Source organism: Spirabiliibacterium falconis, from assembly GCF_014885015.1.
Taxonomy (GTDB): Bacteria; Pseudomonadota; Gammaproteobacteria; order Enterobacterales; family Pasteurellaceae; genus Spirabiliibacterium; species Spirabiliibacterium falconis.
Genome location: NZ_JABMIJ010000006.1, coordinates 378,337 through 403,315, shown reverse-complemented (window position 1 = coordinate 403,315; position 24,979 = coordinate 378,337). Strand labels below are relative to the sequence as shown.

Below are 24,979 nucleotides of genomic sequence, written 5' to 3'. Positions count from 1 at the left end.
TTTTTGAAGATCATTGACACCCAATGGCTTTAACATTATTATCCATTTGATAATACTCTTTAAAAGTTATCTAAAATGACTTTATAGAGAGAGAGGATTTCTAACAAGAAGAAACTCTTTTTCAAAATGAGATAGAAAAATAGACCTTCGAGGTAAAGAAAGATGAGTATTTTCTATGGGTGTTGGCGATAAGGGCTATTTGATGTATTATCTGCCTTCGCATCAAGTGTGATGTGCATAAGAGTAATACTGTCATATTTTAATAAAAGGTGATTTATGAAGTTAAATCATGATATTTCTTTTGATGATTTATTAACAAATTTTTTTTCTTTAAATATTTAAGCCCCGCAACAATTGAAAGCTACCAGAAGGCCGTCAGGCGGTTATTAGTTTTTTATCCCGATATCAAGCCAGCAGAACTTACGAGTGAGCTAATTTTAGAGTGGCGCTCTCAAGTTCTTAATATAGAAGTAAAACCCGTCACTTGGAACAGTTATATTCGCCATCTCAAAGCATTGTTTTCTTTTGCAATTGAACAAAAATTAATCTTAATAAAATGCAATCCGTTTGCTAAATTATTTGTCAGAGCAGGGAAAGGAAAAAGAAAGATTTTTACAGAAGATGAGCTAAATAAAATCAGTATATTATTAGATGATGCTGATGATATTCCCAGAATATTAAAGCCAGTGTGGTTTATTAAAGCGCTTATATTAACATTCCAATATACAGGGATACGTAGATCTCAGTTACTAACATTGAAAGTAAAGAATATTCGACTGAGAGATAAAGTTATTTATATTGAAGGACACCATAATAAAAATCATGATGATCATATCATCCCTATTCCTGACATATTGCATCCTTATTTAACTCAATTAGTACTTGAAATAAAAAAACGGGGTTATTCTGATGATATGCAGTTATTTAATTATAATCTTTTTTCTGTATGTAACAGAAGAAAAGGGTTATTAACAACGCAGCATCAACTCTCGCATTTATGTAGAGTAATATCGAAAGAGATAGGAATTTCAGTTTCTCCGCATAGATTTAGGCACACAATAGCAACAAAATTAATGAAAGAACCTGAGAATGTTTATATTGCACAGAAACTATTGGGTCACAGAGATATTAAGGTAACTCTAAGCTATATTGAGCACGATGTTGATATGATTAGAAACAAAATTAATGCACTGATATAGTGGTTTGACAAAAGATCCTATTATTTAGGATCTTTTGTTGTGATCTTGATTGGATTTACTGTTTTAAGGCTTTACAAACTACGCTCATACGAGGCATAATAAATATGGGTCATAAACCCTAAAAATTATGGAGTGTATTGGCTAGGTACATTCAGTACAATGATTTATGTTTAGAATTTGGTTTCTAAAACAAGAAGTTATATACGATTAATCATAAAATGGTGATGGTGCCCGAGGCCAGACTTGAACTGGCACAGCTCGAAAGCCGAGGGATTTTAAATCCCTTGTGTCTACCGATTCCACCACTCGGGCTGAATGGAGGCGTGTCCCGGAATCGAACCGAGCTCCACGGATTTGCAATCCGGTGCATAACCTCTCTGCTAACACGCCATTTGGAGCGGGAAACGAGACTCGAACTCGCGACCCCAACCTTGGCAAGGTTGTGCTCTACCAACTGAGCTATTCCCGCACTTCCATTAAGAAAGTAGATTGGCATTTTACTCATTTCGCGTCAGGTGTCAATCTTTCAAGTGAATTTTTTGTTTAATTGCTGAAAAAATGAATGATTTTGACTAAAAATAAACATGCAGTTGAGACAATTGTGATATTCCTACGTTAGAGTATTCCAACCCTGCGAGCCTTGTGTCAGAATATGCGTTTTCAATAATAAATTATTTTTGTTAAGGAAAACGCAATGTCAGGTTCTTTTTCGCTTGAAACGCAATTAGCTCAGTTGGGTAATCGCAGTGACGTTAAAACAGGTGCTGTATCTGCACCAATTTATCTTTCAACCGCCTATGGGCATCATGGGATTAATGAGTCTACAGGTTTTGATTATACGCGGACGAAAAATCCCACTCGTACCGTACTAGAAGAGGGGATAGCGAAACTTGAAGGGGGCGAGCGTGGCTTTGCGTGTGCTTCTGGCATGGCAGCGATTCAGATGTTGATGTCACTTTTCAAAGCACCCGATGAGTGGATTATTTCCAGTGATGTGTATGGCGGGACATACCGTTTGTTAGATCACTGTTACAAAAATAATCATGGAGTAAAGCCTGTTTATGTCAATACAGCTACAGCGGATTTGGCAGCCATTGAAAGTGCGGTTAGCGAAAATACAAAAGCGATTTTTATTGAAACACCGTCCAACCCACTTATGGAAGAGTGCGATGTGGATGCAATTAGCCAGCTTGCGAAAAAACATAATGTATTATTGATTGTAGATAATACATTTTTAACACCAGTACTGTTTCGTCCATTAGAACATGGGGCGGATGTTGTGATCCATAGTGCGACCAAATATCTTGCAGGGCATAACGATGTATTGGCAGGATTGATTGTTGCCAAAGGTCAGGAATTGTGTGAGCGTTTATTTTATATTCAAAATGGTGCTGGTGCGGTGTTGTCTCCGTTTGATTCATGGCTGACTATCCGTGGTATGAAAACCCTTGCCTTGCGTATGGAACGTCATCAGCAAAACGCACACGCGTTGGCAGAATTTTTGCGTGCTCAAGCGCACGTACGTGATGTGCTATATCCAAATAAAGGCGGGATGCTATCGTTTCGTTTGCAAGAGGAACGCTGGGTTAATCCATTTTTAAAAGCGATTAAATTGATTACGTTTGCTGAAAGTTTAGGTGGCACGGAAAGTTTTATTACTTATCCTGCTACGCAAACACATATGGATATCCCTGAAGCTGAACGTATTGCGCGTGGGGTGTGTAATCGCTTGTTGCGTTTTTCCGTTGGGCTTGAAAATGTTGAGGATTTAAAAGCAGATCTTACCCAAGCATTTGCTCAATTGGATTAAATAATGAAACAAGATTCATTACTAGCGTTTGATCGCACGCATTTGTGGCACCCGTATTCTTCGATGTGTGATCCTCTGCCCACTTATGCTGTATCACATGCACAAGGCGTAGAAATTACGTTAACCGATGGGGGCGTGTTGATTGATGGTATGTCGTCTTGGTGGGCGGCATTACATGGCTATAATCACCCCGTATTAAACGAGGCGGTGCAACATCAACTGTCGAAAATGAGCCACATTATGTTTGGCGGATTAACCCATCAAAGTGCGGTCGAATTGGGGCAATTATTGCTGACATTGCTTCCTCAAGAGCTTAATAAAATTTTCTACGCCGATTCTGGCTCGGTGGCGGTGGAAGTAGCGATGAAAATGGCATTACAATATTTTCAAGCACAAGCTAAACCGAAAAAATGCCACTTCGCGACGATTCGCTCAGGCTATCATGGTGACACATGGCATGCGATGTCGGTGTGTGATCCCGTCACTGGCATGCACTCGATTTTTGGGCAACGCTTGCCTGTGCAATACTTCTTGCCACAACCACAATCGCGTTTTACTGATCACTTTGATGAACGGGATCTTGTGCCATTAAAATCATTGCTTGCTCAGCATGGTGATGATATTGCCGCCTTGATTTTAGAACCCGTGGTGCAAGGTGCAGGTGGAATGTATTTTTACTCACCGCACTTTTTAAGCGGGGCGAAGGCTTTATGCGAACAGCATAATGTGTTACTGATTTTTGATGAAATAGCCACAGGGTTTGGGCGTACAGGCAAACTGTTTGCACTAGAGCATGCCAACGTGGTGCCAGATATTATTTGCCTTGGTAAAGCACTGACAGGCGGCTATATGACGCTTTCTGCCACCATTACGCGTGAGCAGGTAGCAACTACGATTTGTGCAGGCGACGCGCAATGCTTTATGCACGGTCCGACGTTTATGGGCAATCCATTAGCTTGTGCGGTGGCGGCTGCGTCGATCAAACTACTGTTATCTTCAGATTGGCAAAGCAAAGTGCGGTCAATAGAGCAGCAGCTGCAACGAGAACTTGCCCCAGCTGCTCAGTGGGCGTGTGTGCAAGAGGTGCGCGTGCTCGGGGCAATCGGGGTGATTGAAATGAAAAGTGCGGTTAATGTGGCAAGTTTGCAAAAGCGTTTTGTGGAACAAGGCATATGGGTGCGTCCGTTTGGTAAACTGATTTATCTGATGCCACCATTTGTGATTTCACCTGCGCAATTAACTCGCCTCACGACGGGGCTTTTGAATGCAATGCGTGAGGAATATTTGCAATGAATGCATTGACGCAGTTGGCATGTGATCTAGAAAAGCTCAAGGTGCGTCATCAGTACCGCACTTTACCCTCGCTAGAGCAGCGTAGTGGTTATGTTTGGCAACATGGACATTCTAGAGTGAATTTGTCCTCGAATGACTATCTTGCACTTGGGCAAGATGCGGCATTACAGCTGGCATTTTTAGCACAGCACGATATTCAGAATGCACCGCTGGGGGCGTGTTCTTCTCGCTTATTAACGGGCAGTTTCCCTGCCTATGCACAGCTTGAAAATACACTGGCGCGTGCTTATGGGCGAGAGGCGGCGTTGGTCTTTAATAGCGGTTATCACGCCAATATTGGGATCTTACCCGCGTTGGCAAATCCGCATACCTTAATTTTAGCCGATAAATTAGTCCATGCGAGCTTAATTGATGGCATTCGCTTGGCGCAATGTGATTTTAAACGCTTTCGACATAATGATATGACGCACCTAACCCATTTGCTGGAGCAATATTATGCGCATTATCAACGTATTATTGTGGTGAGCGAAAGTGTGTTTAGTATGGACGGCGATAGTGCCGATCTCAGTGCGTTGGTGGCGTTAAAACGTCGCTTTAGTAATGTGCTGCTGTATATTGATGAGGCGCACAGTGTTGGCTGTTATGGCGAACATGGGCTGGGCTGGGGACAAAAGTGCGGTGTAATGGCTGACATTGATCTGCTCGTGGGGACATTTGGTAAAGCCTATGCCTCGACAGGGGCGTTTGTGGTGTGTGATCAGGTGGTAGCAGACTATTTGATCAATTTTATGCGCCCGCTAATTTTTTCAACCGCACTTTCTCCATTAATCGTGGCATGGAATCATTATTTATGCACTAAAATGCCGCAGTTTGCTGAAAAACGTCAGCATCTTGCTAACATTAGCCAAATGTTACGAGCTGAGATTGCGGCATTGACAGGGCAACCCAATCCGAGTACAAGCCACATTGTGCCGCTGATTGTAGGAGAAAACCAACGTGCCGTCGATTTGGCACATGTCCTGCAACAAAACGGGTTTTATTGTTTACCGATTCGCCCGCCGACGGTGCCACAGGGCACTGCACGCATTCGTTTTTCATTGAATGCAGGCATCACTGAGCAGACGATAGATAAATTATTAACCACACTTACGCAATTATTGAGGTCGTAATGCAATGTCAATGGCTTAAATGTGAGGCAAAACGCAAGCTCATTCTCTATTTTGCAGGCTGGGGGACGAATGCGGCTGTCGTGGCAGATTGGGCAATTCCTGAAGAGTGTGATCTGCTGGTCTGCTTTGATTATCGCAGTCTAGATTTTTCGCATAATATCTATCATTATGATGACATTATTGTCGTGGCATGGTCGCTAGGTGTGTGGGTGGCACAGCAGACGCTAGCGCACGATTTGCCTATTCGCCGTGCCATTGCGATAAATGGGACAGGGAAACCAATGGATGATGCGTTTGGCATCCCAATACAGATTTTTGATCGCACGCTTGAGCAGTTAGATGCCGTTGGGCGTGCCAAGTTTGAACGTAGAATGTGTGGCTCGCGTGAGCAGTTGCAACGCTATCAAGCCTTGCCACAACGGGAATTGGCTGAAATTCAGGCGGAATTGACTTATCTGGCAGATGCGATAAAGCATACGCCGTACCGCACTTTTCATTGGACACATGCCATTATAGGTGAAAAAGATTTTATCTTTCCAGCTGCCAATCAATGGCGTTATTTCCATCATTTTCACCCGCAGTGTGAACGGTGTAAGCTCGATGCACCGCACTTGGTATTTTCTTATTTTTCCTCATGGCAGGCATTATGTCAGCAGCCATAAACAAACAGCGAGTTGTGCAGCGTTTTGCCAAAGCACTTGCGACATACGATAACCATGCTTGCGTGCAGCAGGCGGTGAATCAGCGGCTAATGGCATTGCTTATTGAAAAGTGCGGTTGTGCATTTGCTCATGTACTGGAAGTTGGATGTGGCAGTGGCGATCTCACCGCACTTATATATCGCGATCTTTGTGTGCAACAGGGCTGGCATAATGACATCAATCCGTTGGCAGTGGAGCAAGTCGCCGAGAAATGGCAAGGAGAGCACACCCACTTTTTCTGTGCTGATGGCGAAGAACTGAAGTGCACATTGCCGTTAGTCCACCAATTTGATCTGTGGCTATCGGGTTCTACTGTTCAATGGTTTCATCAGCCTGAGCGTATTGTGGCTCAGGCACAGTTGGGATTGCGTCAAGGCGGAGTATTGGCGTTTAGCACGTTTTTATCCCATAATTTATACGAGATTCGGACATTAACGGGCAAAGGGTTGCACTATCCTACACAAGCACAATGGCAAGCATGGCTAGAACCGCACTTTACGCTTGTTGCATTGGAGGCGTGTTTATGTCCTCTGGATTTCCCAACACCGCGGGCTGTTCTGAAACATTTGCAGGCAACAGGTGTGACAGCAACGGCGCATATGCCGTGGAATAAAACTCGCTTACAAAAATTTGAGCAGAGCTATTGTACACAATTTGCAACGCCAACAGGCGTGCAGTTAACGTATAATCCATTGATTATTATTGCAAAAAGGAAATAGTATGGCAGGGCAGATCGTATTCGTATCGGGGATTGATACCGATGTTGGCAAAACCATTGCCACAGGGGTTTATGCGCGTGAATTGGCACAACAAGGCGTTAATGTGATTACACAAAAAATGGTGCAGACAGGTTGTGAAACCGTATCTGACGACATCGCGACACACCGTAAAATACAGGGCATTAGCTTAAATGATGATGATAAAAGTGGCTTAACCTGCCGTTTTATTTATCGCTATCCTTGCTCACCGCACTTAGCGGCAGAAATGGAGCAACGACCATTGGATTTGGCGCAAATAACCTACGACAGTCAAACGCTGAGCCAACGTTATGAGGTGGTATTGCTTGAAGGGGCAGGTGGACTTGCCGTACCGTTAAATGCGGAATGTACCACGCTGGATTATCTGCAAGCACAGGGCTATCCGCTGATATTAGTGACTTCTGGCAAACTGGGTAGCATTAATCACACGCTACTGAGCCTTGAGATTTGCCGTAGACGTAATATTGAGATACATACGTTAATGTATAATCGCTTTCCTCAGAAAGATCCGATCATTGAAAATGATACCGCACTTTATCTGCAAACCTATCTGAAAAAGCACCATCCAAATGCACATTTTAGGATGTTAGAGGTGCAACAAGCGATCTAGAAAGATCGCTTTTGCATTAATCATCAAGTCCTTTGCTAGAGGCTTTCATTTTCGCTCGTAAGATAGGCCCAACGAGCATAGGTAAAATGAGTCCAAGCAGTGCAACCAGCCATAGACCGATTGCGAGAGGACTTGCCCATAAGATTGACCAACTGCCATTTGAGATCATCAGCGAATGGCGTAGTGCGATTTCAAGCTCTGGGCCAAGCAGCATTCCCAGAATGATTGGCACGAGGGGGATTTCTATTTTTCTCAGGATATAACCAAGAACGCCAAAAGCAATCATAATGTACAGATCCATGACACTATGACTTAAGGCATAGATACCGAGAATGGCAATCAGGGTAACCACTGGCATCAGAAAGCGTGGCGGAATAGACAAAATTTTGACGAAAAAGCCAACCATTGGAATATTGAGCAATAATAACAATACATTTCCGATAAAGAGTGCAGCAATCACTGTCCATACCAATTCCGCATTTTGCTGAAATAGCATTGGCCCAGGGGTGATATTTAAGGAAATTAGCATGGCAAGAAGCACCGCAGTAGTGCCGCTGCCTGGTACACCAAGGGTTAGCATTGGAACTAACGCACCGCTAGCGGCTGCATTATTGCCTGCTTCGGGTGCAGCAACACCACGCGGATCGCCTGTGCCAAATGTGTTGTTTTTATCCACCCATTTTTTTTCAAGTGTATAGCTAATAAAACTGCCGAGTGATGCGCCTGCACCTGGTAATACACCAGAAATAAACCCAAGAATCGCACCACGACAGGAGGTTGGCAATAGCGAGAGAATATCAGCCAGTTTGATGTACATTTTATTAACAGTAATCATTTTACGCACATCGTTACTGTGGCTTTCAATAAACAGTAAAAGTTCGCTGATTGCAAATAAGCCAACGAGAACAATGATAAAATCAATGCCTTCATATAGTTCAAGCATGTCAAAGGTATAGCGAGGAATGCCCGTGCTGGCATCAATGCCAACGGTTGCAATCATCAGTCCAAGTGCGGTTGCAATTAAGGTTTTTGCCACACTTTTACTGGTAATTCCGCCAAGGGCGGCAAAGGCCAGAATATAGAGTGCAACATATTCAGGCGGCCCGAAATGTAATGCTGCTTTGGCTAAAAGTGGAGCGAGTAATACTAGTCCGATCGTGGCAAGAAAACTACCAACAAAAGAAGCAAACGCTGAAAATACGAGTGCTTCAGCTGCTTTGCCTTGTTTTGCCATAGGATAGCCATCGAGCGTAGTCATTAAGGCGGGTTCATCACCTGGGATATTTAATAAAATACTTGAAATCCGCCCACCATACATTGCACCAGAGTAGACCGCCGTCAATAAAATCAGTGCGGTGGTTGGATCTAATCCAAGGCTGAATGCCAGTGGAATGAGAATGGCAACACCATTGGCGGGGCCCAGACCAGGTAATGCACCAATTAATGTGCCAAGTGTACATCCTAGCGCAGCAAATGCGAGGTTTTGCCATGTTAATGCTGCAATAAAACCGTTTAAGAGAAGATCAAGTGTTGTCATAACCATGCTCCTAACATGCCTGAGGGTAGCATGAGTTCCAGCACAAAATTAAACAAAAAATAAAGTGCGGTCGAATAGCCTGCTGCAATCGCAAACGCTGAGAGTGGTTTGGCACCCATTTTCCAACTTAGAAAACCGCAGCACAATAGTGATGTGGGAATAAATCCCAGAGGCTCTAAAAGCAGGGCATAAATCACTAGTACCATGATAACCTGTAAAAGTGACAACCAAGTTTTGCCTCGTGCCCATTCACTATTTGCTTGTGGTTTTATCACTAGCCATAACCCAGCAAGCGTTAACACGGTGGCAATGATGGTTGGAAATGTACGCGGTCCAATCGTTTCCTCTGCACCAAAAGGTTGCTCAAATTCAAGCGCAAGATAACCATAAGTTAGCGCAAGTAGCACCATGCACAAGCCAAAAATGCGGTCTGCTGATCGACGCTGTATCATAACCAACCTCTATTGTGTTATTGAATAATACCTAATGATTTAGAAATTGCTTGAATATCAGCAATTTGTGAGTTTACATAGTCAGTAAAGTCAGCCCCTGATTTATGAAATGGCATGAGACCATTTTGTGCCATGACAGCCTGCCATTTTGGATCATCACTGAGTTTATCGAGCGTTGCAACCCACCAATTATAGGTGTCATCACTCACATCTTTTGGTAAATAAAAACCCCGCCAATTAGCAGCAGTGGTATTAACACCTTGCTCTTTGGCGGTTGGAATATGATCATAAGGTGCGGGTAAGCGTTCATCAGCAAGCACCGCTAATACACGCAAATCTCCTGACTGAATAAACCCTTGTGCTTCTGAAATATCGCCTGTAAACGCATCTAAATGCCCACCGAGCACTTTAGTTATAGCATCACCGCCATTATTAAAAGATAAATATCGAATATCTTTTGCATTCTGGATGCCCGCCTCTTGTGCAGCCATTAACACTTTAAGATGATCCCAACCACCGACAGAGCTTGCACCAGCAAATTTAACCGCACTTGGCTCTTTTTTGAGAGCGTCCATCAATTCGGTCAATGTATGGTAAGGAGAATCTTTTTTAACTGCAATGACACCATATTCGGCACCAATTGCGGCAACCCATTTCACCATATCAGCGTTCATTCCTTTAAATTGCCCTTGTGCCAATCGAGTTGTAGTTGCTGTTGATGCTGCAATAAATACGCTGTTGTCTTTTTTACGTTTTGATACGACATGTGCGAATGCAACACCACCGCCAGCACCTGCCATATTGACCGTTTGAATCTGGCTTGGAACTAATTTTTCGTCAAATAACAGTTTTGAGACGCTGCGGCAAGTAAAATCCCAACCTCCTCCAGGGCCTGCTGGTGCAATACACTCTTTGACAGCAGGGGCCGCAAAACTAGATGTGGCAACAAGGGTTAATAAAACTGCACTGGCAAATTTTTTCATTTGATGCTCCTTTTGTATCTTTTTTGATAAAAAAATGATAAATACTTGTTAAATCAAATTATCAAAAATAGGACAGTGACACAACAAAGGCAGTTTGACAATGCAGTGATCTGGATCTCAAATTTAGAATTTAGTGCTAGCAGTGCACGTTGAAAAAACAGCTATTGGAAAGAAAAACCACCGCAATGCGGTGGTTGGTGAGAACTAGACATTAAAGCGGAAGTGCATTACATCGCCGTCTTGTACGATATAATCTTTGCCTTCTAATCGCCATTTTCCTGCTTCTTTGGCACCGTTTTCGCCATTGTATTGAATGAAGTCGTCATAGCCTATCACTTCTGCACGGATAAAGCCTTTTTCAAAATCAGTATGAATGACCGCTGCCGCTTTTGGAGCTGTTGCGCCCACAGAAACTGTCCATGCACGCACTTCTTTCACGCCTGCAGTAAAATAGGTTTGTAGATTGAGCAATTCATAGCCAGCACGAATAACACGGTTTAGCCCTGGTTCATCAAGCCCAAGCTCGTTTAAGAATTCATCTTTTTCATCGTCATCTAGCTCGGCAATTTCTGCTTCAATTGCCGCACATACAGGCACGACAACCGAGCCCTCTTTTTCTGCAATTGACCGCACTTTATCTAAAAATGGATTATTTTCAAAGCCATCCTCATTGACATTGGCGATATACATTGTTGGTTTCATGGTGAGGAAGTTGTAGTTTTTCAGTACGGTCAACTCGTCTTTATCAAACGCAAGGGTGCGTAACATACCTGCATTTTCGAGCACTGGCAGACATTTTTCGAGCACACTGAGCGCAAATTTTGCCTCTTTATCCCCGCCTTTTGCTTTTTTCTGTAAACGCTGGATCGCTTTTTCGCAGCTTTCTAAATCAGCTAACGCCAACTCAGTATTGATGATATCAATGTCCTCAGCGGGGTCTATTTTGCCAGCAACATGCACAATGTCATCGTTTTGAAAGCAGCGCACGACGTGTCCAATCGCGTCAGTTTCGCGAATATTCGCCAGAAATTTATTGCCCAACCCTTCGCCAGTAGAGGCACCTTTAACTAAACCTGCGATGTCAACAAATTCCATTGTGGTTGGTAGCACACGTTGTGGATTGACAATGCGTGCTAGTGCATCAAGCCTTGGATCTGGCATTGGCACTATACCTGTGTTGGGCTCAATGGTGCAAAACGGATAGTTCGCCGCTTCAATCCCAGCTTTGGTTAACGCGTTGAAAAGAGTTGATTTGCCCACATTCGGCAAACCGACGATACCGCACTTAAATCCCATAACAATTCCTTACATGATTATTTAGTTTGCTTTGAAGCCATTTAAGCGGTTCATGGCTACAGTAATATCTTGCTTTAACATCACTTCAATACAGCGTGTCGCTTCATCTACTGCTTGTGTCATTTTTTCCCGCTCAGTTGGAGCAGGTTTGCTGAGTACATATTGACTGACCAAAGCCTTATCGCCAGGATGACCAATGCCGATCCGTAAACGATAAAAATCTCGCTGATTGCCAAGACGGGCGATAATATCTTTCAGACCATTATGTCCACCATGCCCACCGCCGAGCTTAAATTTTGCAGAGCCAGGCGGGAGATCAAGCTCATCGTGAATAACGAGAATCTCGTGCGGCGCAATACGATAAAAATTCGCCAATGCAGCAACCGCTTTGCCACTTAAATTCATAAAGGTAGAGGGCAGGAGCAACCGCACTTCTTGCCCTTCAATGACCGTTTTCGCTGTTGAGCCAAAATATTTGCTTTCAGGCACAAGTCGCACATTATTGCGCTCACATAATTGGGTAAGCACCCATTCACCCGCATTATGACGAGTGCCTTCATATTGACTGCCAGGGTTATTTACGCCGACGATTAACTTGATTTGTGACACGTGATGCTCATCTTGAAAATCAAAATAATCCGTCATTTTATGCTAAAAGGGAAAAGCACACAAGCGCGAAACGTAATGTATAGGTGTTAACATGAAAAAGTGCGGTTAAACCGCACTTTGGATGTTATTTCCGTTTTTTGCCGCCTTGGCGAGCTTTAAAACGGGGATTTTCTTTGCAAATGACATAAACAACGCCGTGGCGACGCACAATTTTGCACCTAGAGTGGCGTGTTTTGGCACTTTTTAGTGAGGTAAGAACTTGCATACTGCCTCCTGTTATTTACTTTTTAACCCAAATTTTGCGAAGCGATTGGTGAATTCACTGACGCGTCCTTCCGTGGCAATTTGGCGTGTTTTACCCGTGTAAAATGGATGGGAGGCTGATGATGTATCGCATATAAAAACAGGGTATTCATTGCCATCTTCCCATTGCATTGTGTTTGTGGTACGTGCACAAGAGCGGATTAAAAAGCCTGTTTTGGCATTAGAGTCGTAAAATAGTACAGTGCGGTAGTTGTCAGGGTGGATTCCTTTTTGCATAACCATTCCTTTGTAAGATAGAGGTTGAAATAAAAGAATCATACTATCAATAATGATAATCATTATCAAATAATAAATTGTATATTTATTTTGCATTTGGTCAATTAATGCAATCTTTTTTTATTTGCTTTTGTTTAAATTGAAAACAAAATATAATGTGAAAAATCATCTGATTTTGTTGTATCGTCGGGTTTCTTAATTCAAGCTCAATGTTAACGATTAACGATTAACGATTAACGATGTTATTTAGTATCACTAGGGAGTGATAATGCATTTACATACAAAGCTAATATTCGTGATGACAGTATTACTTGGTTTTCTATGTCAATGTATATCAGTTCAGGTATATGCCCAAGAGAAATCAGATCCGTTGTCTGAGACGCCAATGAATGGTAGTTATATGGATATGATGTATACCTGGCTTGAAACCATTTCACACAATAGTATTCGCGTTGATCAATTACCTACTTTAACATTAAAAGTGCCTACTATTGTAGGTTTAGATGCTTATCTTTATGTTGGTGATTATAGCGTGCGCTTAAGTAAAGTGCGGGTAGGAACGGGGAAAAATCGAGATTTTCGTATCGCTACATTAGGTACGAGTGATAAAGCAAATTTATATTCTCAAACCTCCGTTTTTAATTGCCGTAGATTAGCAATGCGAACGGTAGAAGTGGTTACCTATCCTAATCTTTCCGAGCGAATGTTCTCTTATGTTCCAAAACCTTCACTGTGGGTTACGCCTAAAGTGGGCAGTGGTCAATATTGGTTAATTAATGCCATTTGTTCTGCTAATCCTGTAACTTTAGATGATAATCGCACGGTAATAGGGTATAGTGTGCAGTCAAATCGACTTCTTTAAATTGCAAAGGTTGTACTGTGGATTTACCAAATTTTTCTGTCTATGTTCAATTTTTTATTGGCTTAGTTGCCATTGTCAATCCATTTGGGATCTTGCCTGTTTTTGTCAGTATGACAGCCAATCAGTATGAAGCTGAACGCAAGAAAACAACGTGGATGACCTGTGTTGCAGTTGCGGTAATTTTGCTCATTAGTGTCTATATCGGGCAGCTGATTTTAAATTTATTTAGCATTTCAATTGACGCCTTTCGTATTGCAGGTGGCATTTTGATCGTGAGCATTGCTATGACGATGATTAACGGTAAGCTGGGCGATCAGAAGCAAAATAAAGAAGAAAAAACCACCGATCTGAACGAGTATAGTAATATCGCCGTTGTGCCATTGGCAATGCCAATTATGGCAGGGCCGGGGAGTATTAGCACCACCATAGTATGGTCATCACGCTACAATTCTTGGATCGATCTGGGGGCATTTTCTATTGCGGTGCTGTTATTTGCACTGTTATGTTATGTCTTATTTCGCTCAGCACCTTATATCGTTAGCTTGCTAGGCAAAACAGGCAGCAATGTGGTTACTCGTATTATGGGGGTTGTGCTAATGTCTCTAGGCATTGAAGTCGCCGTTGTGGGTATTGGTAATCTTTTCCCAGGCTTGATGCATTAATGAACCGCACTTTGCTTTTTTACCGCCTCATATTCGCATCATTTGCGTTATGCTTAATAAGTGGGTGCGATAACCCGAATAAGCCAAGTCCATCATTGCCTAAAGGCGATGCGCAGGTGGTGAAAGCACCCAAAGGGGATGAAATAAGCCGCAAACGCTTAGAGCGTGGCATGGATAGCCCGTTTGTGTTTTTGCCAACTGAAATTCAAGCACCAGGGCAGCGGGCATTGATCTATGATCTTTATGCAGGTTTAGTTCGTTTAACGAGTGATGGCAATATTGAAAGTGCGGTCGCTAGCCATTGGGAGCAACGCTCCCCGACCGAATGGCAATTTTATTTAAGAGACGATGCAAAATGGTCGAATGATGAACCGCTCGTTGCGCAGGATTTTGTGCAAAGCTGGTGGCAACTTGCGTTAAGTGAAAGTCCATTGCGTGAATATTTGCGTTATTTGCATTTAGCCAATACAGAGGCGGTCTTAGCGAAAACTGTCGGGGTGGAAAGCCTTGGTGTTAAGGCACTTGATGAGCATACCTTGCAATTAACATTGAGTGAGCCAGTTCCTTTTTTACCAAAATTGCTTGCGCATGCGGTGTTATTGCCAGTCTATCAGCAGGAAAGTGCGGTATTGGTTAGCAATGGTGCGTATCGCTTGACATCACATAATCACGAAACGGCGGTGTTGGAAAAAAATCAAACCTATTTTAACCAAGCCAATGTGGCATTTGAGCAAGTGCGTTATCATGCTGGTGGCAATATGCCGCTTGATATTGCGCCAGTTAAAGCCCCACGCAGTGATGATCAAACACAAAAACATATATTACCTTTGCCGCAGTTATGTACCTACTACTATGAAATGAATTTTCGTCATCCGCAATTAAAGCAAAGTGCGGTTCGTCAAGCATTGAATGCCATGATTGCACGTCATGATCTAATCCCCCCAAATGTTATGAATGTGCGAGTGAATGCACAATATTTACCACATAATTTGCAAACAGAAACCCAATCACAAGGCTGGGTTGCAGTGGTGCCAGAACAACAATTTACACAAGCAGGGGTAAGTCGAGAAAAGCCTCTAAAATTGCGTTTGACGTATGATGATGCGGGTATTCATCCTGCTGTGGCGCAGCAGCTAGTGCGGATGTTTTCACAATCGGATTTAATTCATATTCAGCCTGAAGCTGTCAGCACTTCAGAACTACTTCAGCGACGCAATAGCGGTGATTTTGATTTGATTCGCTCGGGCTGGTGTGCTGATTTTCACGATCCTGCCGCGTTTTTTGACCCGCTTTATAGCCATAGCCCGAATAATAAAATGGGTATCAATGAGCCTGATATTGATGAGTTGCTTAAAGCCGTTTATCAGCAAGATATCAGTGATGATGCGCGTCGAGCTTTATATGATAAATTAGCGGGTTGGGTTGATGAAAAACAAGTGGTGCTACCGCTCTTTCAAGCCTATCGTTATTTGTTAATCAGTGATAGTGTACAAGGTGTTGAGGCAAACAACCGTTTAGGCTATTTGCCAAGCGAAGGGCTTTATCGCAAGGTCACGCCTTAATCGTGGCAACCGCACTTGCATTTGTGCGTGCCAGTGAAATGCCCCATTTTATCGGCTTTCACTTGCAAGTAGTCATTGTTATAGGGATTTTCTCCTACATTTAATGCAACCCGCTCTACAATATTAATGCCAGCGTGTTTGAGGGTGTCTATCTTATTCGGATTATTGGTGAGTAACCGCACTTTGGTCACACCTAGCGCACTGAGCATATCAGCACAGACCGTAAAATCGCGCTCATCGGCCTTAAAGCCAAGTGCTTCATTGGCCTCGATAGTATCCAACCCTTGATCTTGAAGGGCATAGGCACGAATTTTATTAATAAGCCCGATTCCTCGCCCTTCTTCTCGATGGTAAATCAGTACGCCACGCCCTTGTTCACTAATTTGCTTTAATGCCGTTTCCAGTTGAAAGCCACAATCACATTTTAGACTATGCAACGCATCGCCTGTTAAGCATTCCGAATGAATTCGTGTTAATACGGGCTCACCGTCATCTATTGTGCCCATCACCAGTGCCACATGCTCTTTTTTAGTATCAGGCATTTCAAAGCCAATCAGTTGAAATACGCCATAACGAGTAGGTAAATTGGCTTGTGCGACTCGTGCAATTTTTGCCATATAGAGATCCTTTCGCGCATCTAAAAATCGGCATTATCATAGCATAAAATTATCCCCGAATAAGTGGAATTTTTTGTGTGGTCGCTCACATCTAATACAGCTTTAATGAGCAATAGCATAAATTTTCAGTTAAAATAGGACGAGTGTAAGTTAAGGAGTCATTATGATCTATTATGGTTTAGATATTGGCGGCACGAAAATAGAGTTAGCTGCATTTAATGAAGCGTTTGAATTGTTACATAAAGAGCGTGTTGATACCCCGAAAGAGGATTATCAGCAGTGGATCGATACTGTTGCAGGATTAGTTGAAAAAGCCGATCAGAAATTCGGGTGTAAAGGCTGTGTGGGTATCGGTCTGCCGGGATTTGTGAATCGTGAAACAGGTATTGCGGAAATTACCAATATTCGTGCGGCAGATAATCGTCCTATTTTGCGTGATTTAAGTGAGCGTTTAGCGCGTGAAGTGCGGGCGGAAAATGATGCTAACTGCTTTGCCTTATCGGAAGCGTGGGCTGAGCAAAATCAACAGTATTCTTTTGTGCTGGGGCTGATTCTCGGTACTGGCTTTGGCGGCGGTTTAGTGTTTGATGGCAAAGCGCACTCAGGGCATATTGGTATGGCAGGTGAGCTTGGGCATATGCAACTGAATTACCATGCGCTTAAACTGCTTGGTTGGGATAATGCTCCGATCTATAAGTGCGGTTGCGGAAATGAGGCATGTTTAGATACCTATATCTCAGGGCGAGGTTTTGAGATGCTTTATCGTGATCTCAAAGGGGAAACGCTAACCGCGCCTGATATTATCGCACGCTTTCAGCAAGGTAATAAAAGTGCAGTCGAGTTTGTTGATATGTATATCGAATTAATGGCGATGAGTATTGCCAATATTATTACCGCACTTGATCCAGATATGATCGTGCTGGGTGGAGGCTTGTCGAATTTTGATCATATCTATCAAGTACTGCCCCATGCGTTGCCAAAATATCTCCTTCGCAGTGCCAAAGTGCCCGTTATTAAGAAAGCGATTTTTGGTGATTCAGGTGGTGTGCGAGGGGCGGCAGCTTTACATATGGCGCGCTAAAGTGGCACGCCAGTTTCTAAGACAATGTAACCCTGTTCAATACGCAATGTTTTTACCATTGCTTTAATCATTCGTTGTGTGTTATCACGGGTATCTAATGTATAAACAGGAAATTGATTGAGTAGCAATTCTAGGCTATTGCCAATCAAGGGCATTAATGTTTGCATCTGTGCTGCGTATTTATCAGGCTGAGATGACCAGCGTAAAATGCGTAAATTTTTCAAATAAACGGCACCTTGCTCGGGGTTATACACGGGGGTAACATCAAAAGTGATCGCGATTTTCGTGTTGATTGGGTTACCCTGAAATTGAATATCAGCACTTACAGATCCATCAAGCTGCACTTTATCACTATTTTTTTCGCCAATTTTGGCTTGTAACGCATCAACTTGATAATGCATTTTCATCAACATCGGGATCGAGAAATCATCACTATAACCCCATTTTTTGCTTAAATATTGATTAACTTGCGCCTCACTAATGCGAAAATCGCCAGCGATAGCACATAATGGCAAAAAGAATAGGAAAACAGAAAATAAACCCCGCTTTATTTGGCGCATAAAATACCCTTTCTAGTTTAAATTATGGTAAAAACACGTTAGAATAACAAAAATTATTCACGATATTATTCACTTGAAGTGAGGAACTATGAAACACTATATCACAAAAATTGCGCTTTTATCATCGGCTTTGGCATTAGGGGCGTGTAGCACAATTTCTGATGTAACCGGTGTCAACTTACCTGGCACAGAAAGTGCGGCGATGGAAAGTCAAGTCGGTGCGCAATTAATGCAAATGGAGCAAGAGCTTAGCAAACAGCCACAATTTATGTATCAGTTAAATCAAGATACATATCGTGCATACACCAATGCGGGTAAAGTGGCATTTGTTGAGGCAAAAGTAAAAGGTGATGTTACAAAAGCCTATTATAAAAATGGCAAATTGTTTGCAGCCGTAGAGAAAGGGCAAGTTCTTAGCTTTGATGAACAAGGAAAATTAGTTCAAGTGGTTAATAGTAATGGTAAAGTTGCCAAATTGGCAGAGGATACTGCCGCGAAGCAAACTCACGCATGGAATGCGAAAGCGAAAAAATGGGCAACGATGTTTGGTTTAACTGCCGCAGAACGTAATCCATCTCGTGTTCGTACAGGGGCAGATGCTAAACTTAACTACTTATGTATTGCGAAGTTGCAACAAGTTGCAGGCACGAAACGCGTGTTCCGAAGCTCAGCTAACCGTGGTAATAGCACACGTTTAAGTGCAGATATGCGTTTGAATGGCAATCAATACTATGTCATGGACTGCCAATTGCAAGGTGACCGTGTGGCCAGTTTGAGCTTACATAAAAAATAAGTAATAGATTAATAGAAAGAAAAGAGCGGTTCCGACCGCTCTTTTAGTTTATGATGACACTACAAAATTATATAACACAACTTAGACGTGATAATCCAAATCAGCGTGTGCTATCGTTTGATTATCAAGGCAAAAAGTATTGGCTCAAGCAGCTAGAACAGACTGCGGGCGTGATGCGCCTGTTGAAAGGAAATCCGCAACGTGCGTTGGAGACAGAAATCGCCACCTTGCGCCGTTTAAATCAAGTCAATGCGCCTTGTGCGCAATTAGTCGATGCAGGTGAAGATTATATGGTGCTTAACGATGTCGGCAACACCGTCAATCATTGGCTAAATGATACCAATCTTACTGAGACTGAAAAAAATGAAATCGTCTCTAAGTGTGCTAAAGCATTAGCGGATTTGCATCAAAAAAATATCGTACATGGTCGCCCCGCACTGCGTGATATGGGCTATCTAGAGGGTAAAGTGCGGTTTATTGATTTTGAATCGACCCTTAATCAACGTAAACTCACGCATAACAAAATACGCGATTTTCTTGTTTTTCTACATGATATTTATCGTAGCGAAAAAGCCAGCGAAAAAATGGTGACTCACGCTATATCAGCATATCGACAAGCGGGAGGAGAGCTGATTTTTCAGGATTCAACCGCACTTTTACAGCGTTGGCGTTGGTTGTATTATCTTTTAAAACCGACTCGGCGTTTTGCGGGAAAAGATTTGCTCTCGGGGCTGCAACTATTTGACTATTTTCTAGCAGGAGATGATAAATGAAAAAAGCATGGTTCATTTTAGGCTTATGCGTTTTACTCAGTGCGTGTAGTAATACTGGCGTGAGCGCAAATGCAGGCGGAGGCAGCTTAGGTGTTGGCGGATCACTTGGGATATTCACAGGATTTAGTTTTTAATTAACTCAAATCTTGCTATTGACGATAAAAGTTAGTATAATATGCGCTGTTTCGGACGCGGGGTGGAGCAGCTTGGTAGCTCGTCGGGCTCATAACCCGAAGGTCGTTGGTTCAAATCCAGCCCCCGCAACCAATTTACTGTGATGTAGCAGGTAAGAATATGGCGATCTGCCTAAGGCAGATTGTGTAGCCCATAAAGCCCCAATAGGGGTTTTTTTGTGGAATAATGTTGGAGTTTGAGTATTCAAACTAAAAATTTATGGGCTATTAGCCCTTTTTTTGTATCTTTTTTAACTGGGGGATCTTTTGGCGACACTAGAACAAAAAATTGTTGATGCCGTGCAAAGTGCGGTCAGCGCGTATGGCTGTGAGCTTTGGGGTGTGGAATTACATCGAGCAGGGCGGTTTTTGACAGTTCGTCTTTATATTGATAAAGATGGCGGCGTGAGCGTAGATGATTGCGCTGATGTGAGTCGTCAAGTGAGTGCGATTATGGATGTGGAAGACTTAATCGCAGATAAATACAATCTTGAAGTATCATCTCCAGGATTGGATAGACCCCTATTTACCCTTGAGCAATATAGCCGTTTTATCGGGCAAGAGATCGTAGTGCATCTGCGTGTGCCCGTTGCAAATCGCAGAAAATGGCGTGGCAAACTTGAAAGTGTCACTGGCGATATGCTGACACTAAATGCGGATAGTGAAGTGCAAACTTTTGCATTTGGCAATATCCAGAAAGGGCATATCGTTTACCACTTTGATGATTAATACCCGCTGCGAGGCAGCGTAGAGAGGCAACTATGAGTAAAGAAATTTTATTAGCAGCAGAAGCTGTATCAAATGAGCGTTTACTTCCAAGAGAGAAAATTTTTGAAGCGTTAGAAAATGCATTGGCGATTTCAACCAAGAAAAAGCATGAAATGGACATTGATGTACGTGTGGTAATCGATCGTAAAACAGGGGATTTCCAAACATTTCGTCGTTGGTTAGTGGTGGAAGAGGTTACTATTCCAACCAAAGAAATCACGTTAGAAGCGGCACAAGTGGAAGAACCGAACATTCAGTTAGGGGAATTTATTGAAGATGAGATCGATTCAATCCCATTTGATCGCATTACTATGCAAACGGCACGACAAGTCATTAGCAGCAAAATTCGCGAAGCGGAACGCAATAAAGTCGTGGAAAATTTCCGTAGTCAAGAAGGTGAAATTGTCTCGGGGATCGTAAAAAAAGTAAATCGTGATGTGATTCAACTTGATCTTGGCAACCAAGCTGAAGCCGTAATTCAGCGTGATGATATGTTGCCACGAGAAAATTTCCGTCCAGGTGATCGTGTAAAAGGTGTGCTGTACAAAATTAATCCTGAAGCCAAAGGTGCACAATTGTTTGTTACCCGCTCTAAACCTGAAATGATCATTGAATTGTTCCGCCTTGAAGTACCTGAAATCGGTGAAGAATTGATTGAAATTCGAGGTGCTGCACGTGATCCAGGATCTCGCGCAAAAATCGCAGTGAAAAGTAATGACCGCCGAATCGATCCTGTTGGAGCGTGTGTAGGCATGCGTGGAGCACGTGTGCAAGCGATTACCAATGAATTAGGTGGCGAGCGTGTGGACATCGTGTTATGGGACGATAATCCAGCTCAGTTTGTTATCAATGCGATGGCACCAGCGGATGTAAGCTCAATTGTCGTTGATGAAGACAAGCATGCAATGGATATTGCGGTTGATGCGGCAAACCTTGCACAGGCTATTGGTCGCAATGGGCAAAATGTTCGCTTGGCAACACAGTTAACGGGCTGGACATTAAATGTGATGACCACCGAAGAATTAAATGAAAAACACCAGAAAGAGACAGATCGTGCATTGAATTTGTTCATTGAACATTTGGATGTTGATGAAGATATTGCAGAAATTCTTGTGGATGAAGGGTTTAGCTCACTTGAGCAAATCGCATATGTGCCAACAGAAGATATGCTAGAAATTGATGGTTTCGATGAAGATTTAGTTGATGAGCTACGTGCTCGTGCGAAAAGTGCGATTACAACAATTGCATTAGCAGAAGAAGAGCGTTTATCACAAGCCAATATCCAAGAAGAACTACTGAATTTAGCTGGAATGGATCGTCATATCGCCTTTAAATTAGCCGAAAAAGGCGTGACAGCTCTTGAAGAGCTTGCTGAGCAGAGTGTGGATGATTTAGCGGATATCGAAGAGCTAAGTGCAGAAAAAGCAGGACAGCTAATTATGGCAGCACGTGAGATTTGCTGGTTTAGCGATGCTGAATCAAAATAGGGGGAAAATAGATGAGTAAAACAGTAAAAGATCTAGCCATGGAAATAAATACCCCACTAGATAAATTATTAACCCAGCTGAAAGAAGCGGGGATTGAAAAAGGGGCTGATGATTCAATTAATGCAACGGATGAGCGTAAGTTATTGAAATCACTCGGTGGTACAAGTGCTGAAGTGAAACCGAAAAAACTTACGTTGCAACGTAAAGAACGCAGCACGCTAAAAATCACAGGAACAGGCGGTAAAAGTAAAGAAGTCAAGGTTGAAGTGCGTAAAAAGCGGACCATTACGCCTGTGTCGAAAGAGGATATTGAGCGTAAGAAAGCAGAAGAGCAAGCTCGTTTAGAAGCGCAAGCTCAAGCAGAACGTGAAGCAAAAGAACAAGCTGAGCGAGAAGCTGCTGAGAAAGCCAAACGTGAGGCAGAAGAAAAAGCGAAACGAGAAGCACAAAAACAAGCCGAGAAAAAGGAAAGTGCGGTCAAAACGAAAAAAGTCGATAGTGAAAAAGAAAAACTGCGAGCAGAAGAGGCTGAATTACGCCGTAAAGCCGAGCAGTTAGCACAAGAAAAAGCTGAAGCCTTAGCACGTCAAGCTGCTGAAGAGGCTCGTCGTATGGCTGAACAGGCAAAAGACAGTGAAGAGTCTGACGATAAGCCTAAATCAGAAGACTTTACTGATGCAAAACTGACTTCTCGTTACGCACAAGAAGCGGAAAATGAAGAAGCACGTCGTAAAGAAGGTCGCGGTCGCAACAAAAAAGTGAATAAAGCGAAAAAACGTGATGATGACAATAACTCAAAATCAGAGCGTGAAGCTAATCGCCGTAACCAAAAAAATACCAAAGGCGGTAAAAATGGTAAACGCGGTAGCTCCATTCAGCAAAGTTTTACGAAGCCTGCCGCACCTGTTAACCGTGAAGTGGTTATCGGTGAAACCATTACCGTTGCAGAGCTGGCTAACAAAATGGCAGTAAAAGCAACGGAAGTGATTAAAACCATGATGGGTATGGGGGCGATGGCAACCATTAATCAGGTAATCGATCAAGAAACAGCACAACTTGTCGCTGAAGAAATGGGGCACAAAGTGGTGCTACGCCGTGAAAATGAGCTTGAAGAGGCATTATTAAGTGATCGTGATAGCAATGCACAAGCCGTTACTCGTGCGCCAGTTGTTACGATCATGGGACATGTTGACCATGGTAAAACCTCATTGCTAGATTATATCCGTAAATCGCGAGTTGCCTCAGGCGAAGCTGGCGGGATTACTCAGCATATCGGTGCATATCATGTACAAACCGAAAACGGTATGATTACGTTCCTTGATACACCAGGGCACGCCGCCTTTACATCGATGCGCGCACGTGGTGCAAAAGCAACAGATATTGTTGTGCTCGTTGTGGCTGCAGACGATGGCGTTATGCCACAAACCATTGAGGCCATTCAACACGCCAAAGCAGCAAATGTACCCTTGGTGGTTGCTGTCAATAAAATTGATAAGCCTGAAGCGGATCCTGATCGGGTTAAAAATGAGTTATCACAATATGATGTAATTTCTGAAGATTGGGGTGGTGATACGCAATTTGTTCATGTTTCAGCTAAGAAAGGTACTGGCGTTGATGAATTGCTGGATGCGATTTTATTACAATCTGAAGTGCTTGAATTAACCGCTGTGAAAGATGGCATGGCAAGCGGGGTTGTGATTGAATCTTACCTTGATAAAGGACGTGGTCCAGTTGCTACGGTCTTAATTCAATCGGGTACTTTACATAAGGGCGACATTGTACTGTGTGGATTAGAATACGGTCGTGTACGCGCAATGCGTGATGAAAATGGTAAAGAAATTGATTCTGCAGGACCATCCATCCCAGTTGAAATTTTAGGCTTATCGGGCGTACCCGCTGCAGGTGATGAAGCCACAGTGGTACGTGATGAGAAAAAAGCACGTGAAGTGGCATTACACCGTCAAGGTAAATTCCGTGAAGTGAAATTGGCACGTCAACAAAAAGCGAAATTAGAAAATATGTTCACCAACATGACCGAAGGTGATGTGGCAGAAGTGAATATTGTCGTCAAAGCCGATGTTCAAGGTTCTGTTGAAGCTATTTGCCAAGCCTTGATTGAACTATCAACGGCTGAAGTGAAAGTGAAAATCGTCGGCTCGGGTGTGGGCGGAATCTCTGAAACTGATGCCACATTAGCCGCTGCGTCTAATGCCATTTTAGTTGGCTTTAATGTGCGTGCGGATGCGTCTGCACGTCGCGTAGTTGAAGCGGAAAATATTGATCTGCGTTACTATTCTGTTATCTATGATTTGATCAATGAAGTGAAAGCGGCAATGAGTGGCTTATTATCGCCTGAATTTAAGCAAGAAATCATCGGGCTTGCAGAAGTGCGTGATGTGTTTAAATCGCCGAAAATTGGTGCAATTGCAGGCTGTATGGTCACTGAGGGTGTGGTAAAACGTAATAACCCAATTCGCGTGTTGCGTGATAATGTTGTGATTTACGAAGGCGAACTGGAATCATTGCGTCGCTTTAAAGACGATGTTAACGAAGTTCGCAATGGTATGGAATGCGGTATTGGTGTGAAAAACTACAACGATGTTCGTGTAGGCGATCAAATTGAAGTCTTTGAAACCGTTGAAGTAAAACGTAGCATTTAATGAAAGAGACCGCACTTTATCTTA

At 42.9% G+C, this 24,979-nt stretch carries 26 protein-coding genes and 4 tRNA genes; 18 read left to right on the top strand and 12 right to left on the bottom strand.

Features of this window, described 5'->3' with window-relative positions; all coding sequences use genetic code 11:
- Positions 1 to 311: 311 nt before the first annotated feature.
- The gene (locus tag HPC40_RS09455; RefSeq protein ID WP_208118315.1) at positions 312 to 1,199 is read left to right on the top strand and encodes a tyrosine-type recombinase/integrase; all 888 of its coding nucleotides are present in this window, start codon (positions 312 to 314) and stop codon (positions 1,197 to 1,199) included.
- Positions 1,200 to 1,424: 225 nt separating this feature from the next.
- Here the strand turns inward: HPC40_RS09455 and HPC40_RS04550 are convergent.
- The 3 genes from HPC40_RS04550 to HPC40_RS04540 form a co-directional block, all read right to left on the bottom strand.
- A tRNA-Leu gene (locus HPC40_RS04550) sits at positions 1,425 to 1,511 on the bottom strand.
- Positions 1,512 to 1,515: 4 nt separating this feature from the next.
- Positions 1,516 to 1,589, bottom strand: a tRNA-Cys gene (locus HPC40_RS04545).
- Positions 1,590 to 1,592: 3 nt separating this feature from the next.
- Positions 1,593 to 1,668, bottom strand: a tRNA-Gly gene (locus HPC40_RS04540).
- Between the two features lie 225 nt (positions 1,669 to 1,893).
- On the opposite strand from HPC40_RS04540, the gene HPC40_RS04535 reads away from it, so the two are divergent.
- The 6 genes from HPC40_RS04535 to bioD are packed head-to-tail and all read left to right on the top strand — an operon-like array spanning position 1,894 to position 7,540.
- Positions 1,894 to 3,009 (top strand): methionine biosynthesis PLP-dependent protein, encoded by a 1,116-nt coding sequence (locus HPC40_RS04535; RefSeq protein ID WP_208118293.1) that lies wholly within the window; start codon positions 1,894 to 1,896, stop codon positions 3,007 to 3,009.
- A 3-nt stretch (positions 3,010 to 3,012) separates the two neighbouring features.
- Positions 3,013 to 4,302, top strand: coding sequence for an adenosylmethionine--8-amino-7-oxononanoate transaminase (gene bioA / locus HPC40_RS04530; protein WP_208118292.1), 1,290 nt, complete (start codon positions 3,013 to 3,015; stop codon positions 4,300 to 4,302).
- Positions 4,299 to 5,471 (top strand): aminotransferase class I/II-fold pyridoxal phosphate-dependent enzyme, encoded by a 1,173-nt coding sequence (locus HPC40_RS04525; protein WP_208118291.1) that lies wholly within the window; start codon positions 4,299 to 4,301, stop codon positions 5,469 to 5,471. The genes bioA and HPC40_RS04525 overlap by 4 nt, the downstream gene beginning before the upstream one ends.
- Positions 5,471 to 6,133 (top strand): DUF452 family protein, encoded by a 663-nt coding sequence (locus HPC40_RS04520; protein WP_208118290.1) that lies wholly within the window; start codon positions 5,471 to 5,473, stop codon positions 6,131 to 6,133. The genes HPC40_RS04525 and HPC40_RS04520 overlap by 1 nt, the downstream gene beginning before the upstream one ends.
- Entirely contained in the window at positions 6,118 to 6,891 is a 774-nt protein-coding gene (gene bioC / locus HPC40_RS04515) for a malonyl-ACP O-methyltransferase BioC (protein WP_208118289.1), read from the top strand. Before HPC40_RS04520 ends, bioC begins: the two co-directional genes overlap by 16 nt.
- A 1-nt stretch (position 6,892) precedes the next feature.
- Positions 6,893 to 7,540, top strand: a complete 648-nt coding sequence (gene bioD / locus HPC40_RS04510) for a dethiobiotin synthase (RefSeq protein WP_208118288.1) — start codon at positions 6,893 to 6,895, stop codon at positions 7,538 to 7,540.
- A gap of 16 nt (positions 7,541 to 7,556) precedes the next feature.
- On the opposite strand, the gene HPC40_RS04505 is transcribed toward bioD, so the two are convergent.
- The 7 genes from HPC40_RS04505 to HPC40_RS04475 form a co-directional block, all read right to left on the bottom strand.
- Entirely contained in the window at positions 7,557 to 9,077 is a 1,521-nt protein-coding gene (locus tag HPC40_RS04505; protein WP_208118287.1) for a tripartite tricarboxylate transporter permease, read from the bottom strand.
- Positions 9,074 to 9,529: a tripartite tricarboxylate transporter TctB family protein gene (locus HPC40_RS04500; protein WP_208118286.1), complete on the bottom strand. Its 456-nt coding sequence runs from the start codon at positions 9,527 to 9,529 to the stop codon at positions 9,074 to 9,076. The genes HPC40_RS04505 and HPC40_RS04500 overlap by 4 nt, the downstream gene beginning before the upstream one ends.
- 17 nt (positions 9,530 to 9,546) lie before the next feature.
- A complete protein-coding gene (locus HPC40_RS04495) occupies positions 9,547 to 10,512 on the bottom strand; it encodes a Bug family tripartite tricarboxylate transporter substrate binding protein (RefSeq protein ID WP_208118285.1) in 966 nt (321 codons plus the stop codon).
- A gap of 204 nt (positions 10,513 to 10,716) precedes the next feature.
- Positions 10,717 to 11,808, bottom strand: coding sequence for a redox-regulated ATPase YchF (gene ychF / locus HPC40_RS04490; protein ID WP_208118284.1), 1,092 nt, complete (start codon positions 11,806 to 11,808; stop codon positions 10,717 to 10,719).
- 21 nt (positions 11,809 to 11,829) lie between these two features.
- Positions 11,830 to 12,417: an aminoacyl-tRNA hydrolase gene (pth, locus tag HPC40_RS04485; protein ID WP_208118314.1), complete on the bottom strand. Its 588-nt coding sequence runs from the start codon at positions 12,415 to 12,417 to the stop codon at positions 11,830 to 11,832.
- 124 nt (positions 12,418 to 12,541) lie between these two features.
- Positions 12,542 to 12,682: a type B 50S ribosomal protein L36 gene (gene ykgO, locus HPC40_RS04480; protein WP_208118283.1), complete on the bottom strand. Its 141-nt coding sequence runs from the start codon at positions 12,680 to 12,682 to the stop codon at positions 12,542 to 12,544.
- An 11-nt stretch (positions 12,683 to 12,693) separates the two neighbouring features.
- Positions 12,694 to 12,957, bottom strand: a complete 264-nt coding sequence (locus HPC40_RS04475) for a type B 50S ribosomal protein L31 (RefSeq protein WP_208118282.1) — start codon at positions 12,955 to 12,957, stop codon at positions 12,694 to 12,696.
- Between the two features lie 385 nt (positions 12,958 to 13,342).
- Between HPC40_RS04475 and HPC40_RS04470 the strand changes: the two genes are divergently transcribed.
- From HPC40_RS04470 to HPC40_RS04460, 3 genes are read left to right on the top strand one after another with little or no spacing between them, the layout of a single operon-like run.
- Positions 13,343 to 13,819 carry a hypothetical protein gene (locus HPC40_RS04470; RefSeq protein WP_208118281.1) on the top strand — a complete coding sequence of 159 codons (477 nt, stop codon included), beginning with the start codon at positions 13,343 to 13,345 and terminating at the stop codon, positions 13,817 to 13,819.
- A gap of 17 nt (positions 13,820 to 13,836) precedes the next feature.
- Complete coding sequence (locus HPC40_RS04465; protein WP_208118280.1) at positions 13,837 to 14,481, top strand: YchE family NAAT transporter; 645 nt, start codon at positions 13,837 to 13,839, stop codon at positions 14,479 to 14,481.
- Complete coding sequence (locus HPC40_RS04460) at positions 14,481 to 16,043, top strand: peptide ABC transporter substrate-binding protein (protein ID WP_208118279.1); 1,563 nt, start codon at positions 14,481 to 14,483, stop codon at positions 16,041 to 16,043. The genes HPC40_RS04465 and HPC40_RS04460 overlap by 1 nt, the downstream gene beginning before the upstream one ends.
- Here the strand turns inward: HPC40_RS04460 and ribA are convergent.
- Positions 16,040 to 16,660, bottom strand: a complete 621-nt coding sequence (ribA, locus tag HPC40_RS04455; protein WP_208118278.1) for a GTP cyclohydrolase II — start codon at positions 16,658 to 16,660, stop codon at positions 16,040 to 16,042. The genes HPC40_RS04460 and ribA overlap by 4 nt on opposite strands.
- 166 nt (positions 16,661 to 16,826) lie before the next feature.
- Here ribA and nagK point away from each other — a divergent pair, with 166 nt between their 5' ends.
- Positions 16,827 to 17,741 carry an N-acetylglucosamine kinase gene (gene nagK, locus HPC40_RS04450; RefSeq protein ID WP_208118313.1) on the top strand — a complete coding sequence of 305 codons (915 nt, stop codon included), beginning with the start codon at positions 16,827 to 16,829 and terminating at the stop codon, positions 17,739 to 17,741.
- Here the strand turns inward: nagK and HPC40_RS04445 are convergent.
- Entirely contained in the window at positions 17,738 to 18,301 is a 564-nt protein-coding gene (locus tag HPC40_RS04445) for a DUF1439 domain-containing protein (RefSeq protein WP_208118277.1), read from the bottom strand. The two genes, nagK and HPC40_RS04445, sit on opposite strands and share 4 nt — an antisense overlap.
- An 88-nt stretch (positions 18,302 to 18,389) precedes the next feature.
- Between HPC40_RS04445 and HPC40_RS09400 the strand changes: the two genes are divergently transcribed.
- From HPC40_RS09400 to infB, 7 genes are all read left to right on the top strand, one after another.
- Positions 18,390 to 19,094, top strand: coding sequence for a hypothetical protein (locus tag HPC40_RS09400; RefSeq protein ID WP_235972296.1), 705 nt, complete (start codon positions 18,390 to 18,392; stop codon positions 19,092 to 19,094).
- Between the two features lie 50 nt (positions 19,095 to 19,144).
- Entirely contained in the window at positions 19,145 to 19,867 is a 723-nt protein-coding gene (locus HPC40_RS04435) for a BUD32 family EKC/KEOPS complex subunit (RefSeq protein WP_208118276.1), read from the top strand.
- Positions 19,864 to 20,001 carry a hypothetical protein gene (locus tag HPC40_RS04430; protein WP_208118275.1) on the top strand — a complete coding sequence of 46 codons (138 nt, stop codon included), beginning with the start codon at positions 19,864 to 19,866 and terminating at the stop codon, positions 19,999 to 20,001. Before HPC40_RS04435 ends, HPC40_RS04430 begins: the two co-directional genes overlap by 4 nt.
- 56 nt (positions 20,002 to 20,057) lie before the next feature.
- A tRNA-Met gene (locus HPC40_RS04425) sits at positions 20,058 to 20,134 on the top strand.
- A gap of 173 nt (positions 20,135 to 20,307) precedes the next feature.
- Entirely contained in the window at positions 20,308 to 20,769 is a 462-nt protein-coding gene (gene rimP, locus HPC40_RS04420; RefSeq protein ID WP_208118274.1) for a ribosome maturation factor RimP, read from the top strand.
- 32 nt (positions 20,770 to 20,801) lie between these two features.
- On the top strand, positions 20,802 to 22,295 hold the full coding sequence (nusA, locus tag HPC40_RS04415; RefSeq protein WP_208118273.1) for a transcription termination factor NusA: 1,494 nt from the start codon (positions 20,802 to 20,804) through the stop codon (positions 22,293 to 22,295).
- Between the two features lie 11 nt (positions 22,296 to 22,306).
- Positions 22,307 to 24,955, top strand: coding sequence for a translation initiation factor IF-2 (gene infB / locus HPC40_RS04410; RefSeq protein WP_208118272.1), 2,649 nt, complete (start codon positions 22,307 to 22,309; stop codon positions 24,953 to 24,955).
- Positions 24,956 to 24,979 lie beyond the last annotated feature (24 nt).

Bases quoted from the DNA above. Each gene is read 5' to 3' on its own strand.
- HPC40_RS04535 (WP_208118293.1), top strand. From the start codon at position 1,894: ATGTCAGGTTCTTTTTCGCTTGAAACGCAATTAGCTCAGTTGGGTAAT.
- bioA (WP_208118292.1), top strand. From the start codon at position 3,013: ATGAAACAAGATTCATTACTAGCGTTTGATCGCACGCATTTGTGGCAC.
- HPC40_RS04525 (WP_208118291.1), top strand. From the start codon at position 4,299: ATGAATGCATTGACGCAGTTGGCATGTGATCTAGAAAAGCTCAAGGTG.
- HPC40_RS04520 (WP_208118290.1), top strand. From the start codon at position 5,471: ATGCAATGTCAATGGCTTAAATGTGAGGCAAAACGCAAGCTCATTCTC.
- bioC (WP_208118289.1), top strand. From the start codon at position 6,118: ATGTCAGCAGCCATAAACAAACAGCGAGTTGTGCAGCGTTTTGCCAAA.
- bioD (WP_208118288.1), top strand. From the start codon at position 6,893: ATGGCAGGGCAGATCGTATTCGTATCGGGGATTGATACCGATGTTGGC.
- HPC40_RS04505 (WP_208118287.1), bottom strand. From the start codon at position 9,077: ATGACAACACTTGATCTTCTCTTAAACGGTTTTATTGCAGCATTAACA.
- HPC40_RS04500 (WP_208118286.1), bottom strand. From the start codon at position 9,529: ATGATACAGCGTCGATCAGCAGACCGCATTTTTGGCTTGTGCATGGTG.
- HPC40_RS04495 (WP_208118285.1), bottom strand. From the start codon at position 10,512: ATGAAAAAATTTGCCAGTGCAGTTTTATTAACCCTTGTTGCCACATCT.
- ychF (WP_208118284.1), bottom strand. From the start codon at position 11,808: ATGGGATTTAAGTGCGGTATCGTCGGTTTGCCGAATGTGGGCAAATCA.
- ykgO (WP_208118283.1), bottom strand. From the start codon at position 12,682: ATGCAAGTTCTTACCTCACTAAAAAGTGCCAAAACACGCCACTCTAGG.
- HPC40_RS04475 (WP_208118282.1), bottom strand. From the start codon at position 12,957: ATGCAAAAAGGAATCCACCCTGACAACTACCGCACTGTACTATTTTAC.
- HPC40_RS04470 (WP_208118281.1), top strand. From the start codon at position 13,343: ATGAATGGTAGTTATATGGATATGATGTATACCTGGCTTGAAACCATT.
- HPC40_RS04460 (WP_208118279.1), top strand. From the start codon at position 14,481: ATGAACCGCACTTTGCTTTTTTACCGCCTCATATTCGCATCATTTGCG.
- ribA (WP_208118278.1), bottom strand. From the start codon at position 16,660: ATGGCAAAAATTGCACGAGTCGCACAAGCCAATTTACCTACTCGTTAT.
- HPC40_RS04445 (WP_208118277.1), bottom strand. From the start codon at position 18,301: ATGCGCCAAATAAAGCGGGGTTTATTTTCTGTTTTCCTATTCTTTTTG.
- HPC40_RS09400 (WP_235972296.1), top strand. From the start codon at position 18,390: ATGAAACACTATATCACAAAAATTGCGCTTTTATCATCGGCTTTGGCA.
- HPC40_RS04435 (WP_208118276.1), top strand. From the start codon at position 19,145: ATGATGACACTACAAAATTATATAACACAACTTAGACGTGATAATCCA.
- HPC40_RS04430 (WP_208118275.1), top strand. From the start codon at position 19,864: ATGAAAAAAGCATGGTTCATTTTAGGCTTATGCGTTTTACTCAGTGCG.
- nusA (WP_208118273.1), top strand. From the start codon at position 20,802: ATGAGTAAAGAAATTTTATTAGCAGCAGAAGCTGTATCAAATGAGCGT.
- infB (WP_208118272.1), top strand. From the start codon at position 22,307: ATGAGTAAAACAGTAAAAGATCTAGCCATGGAAATAAATACCCCACTA.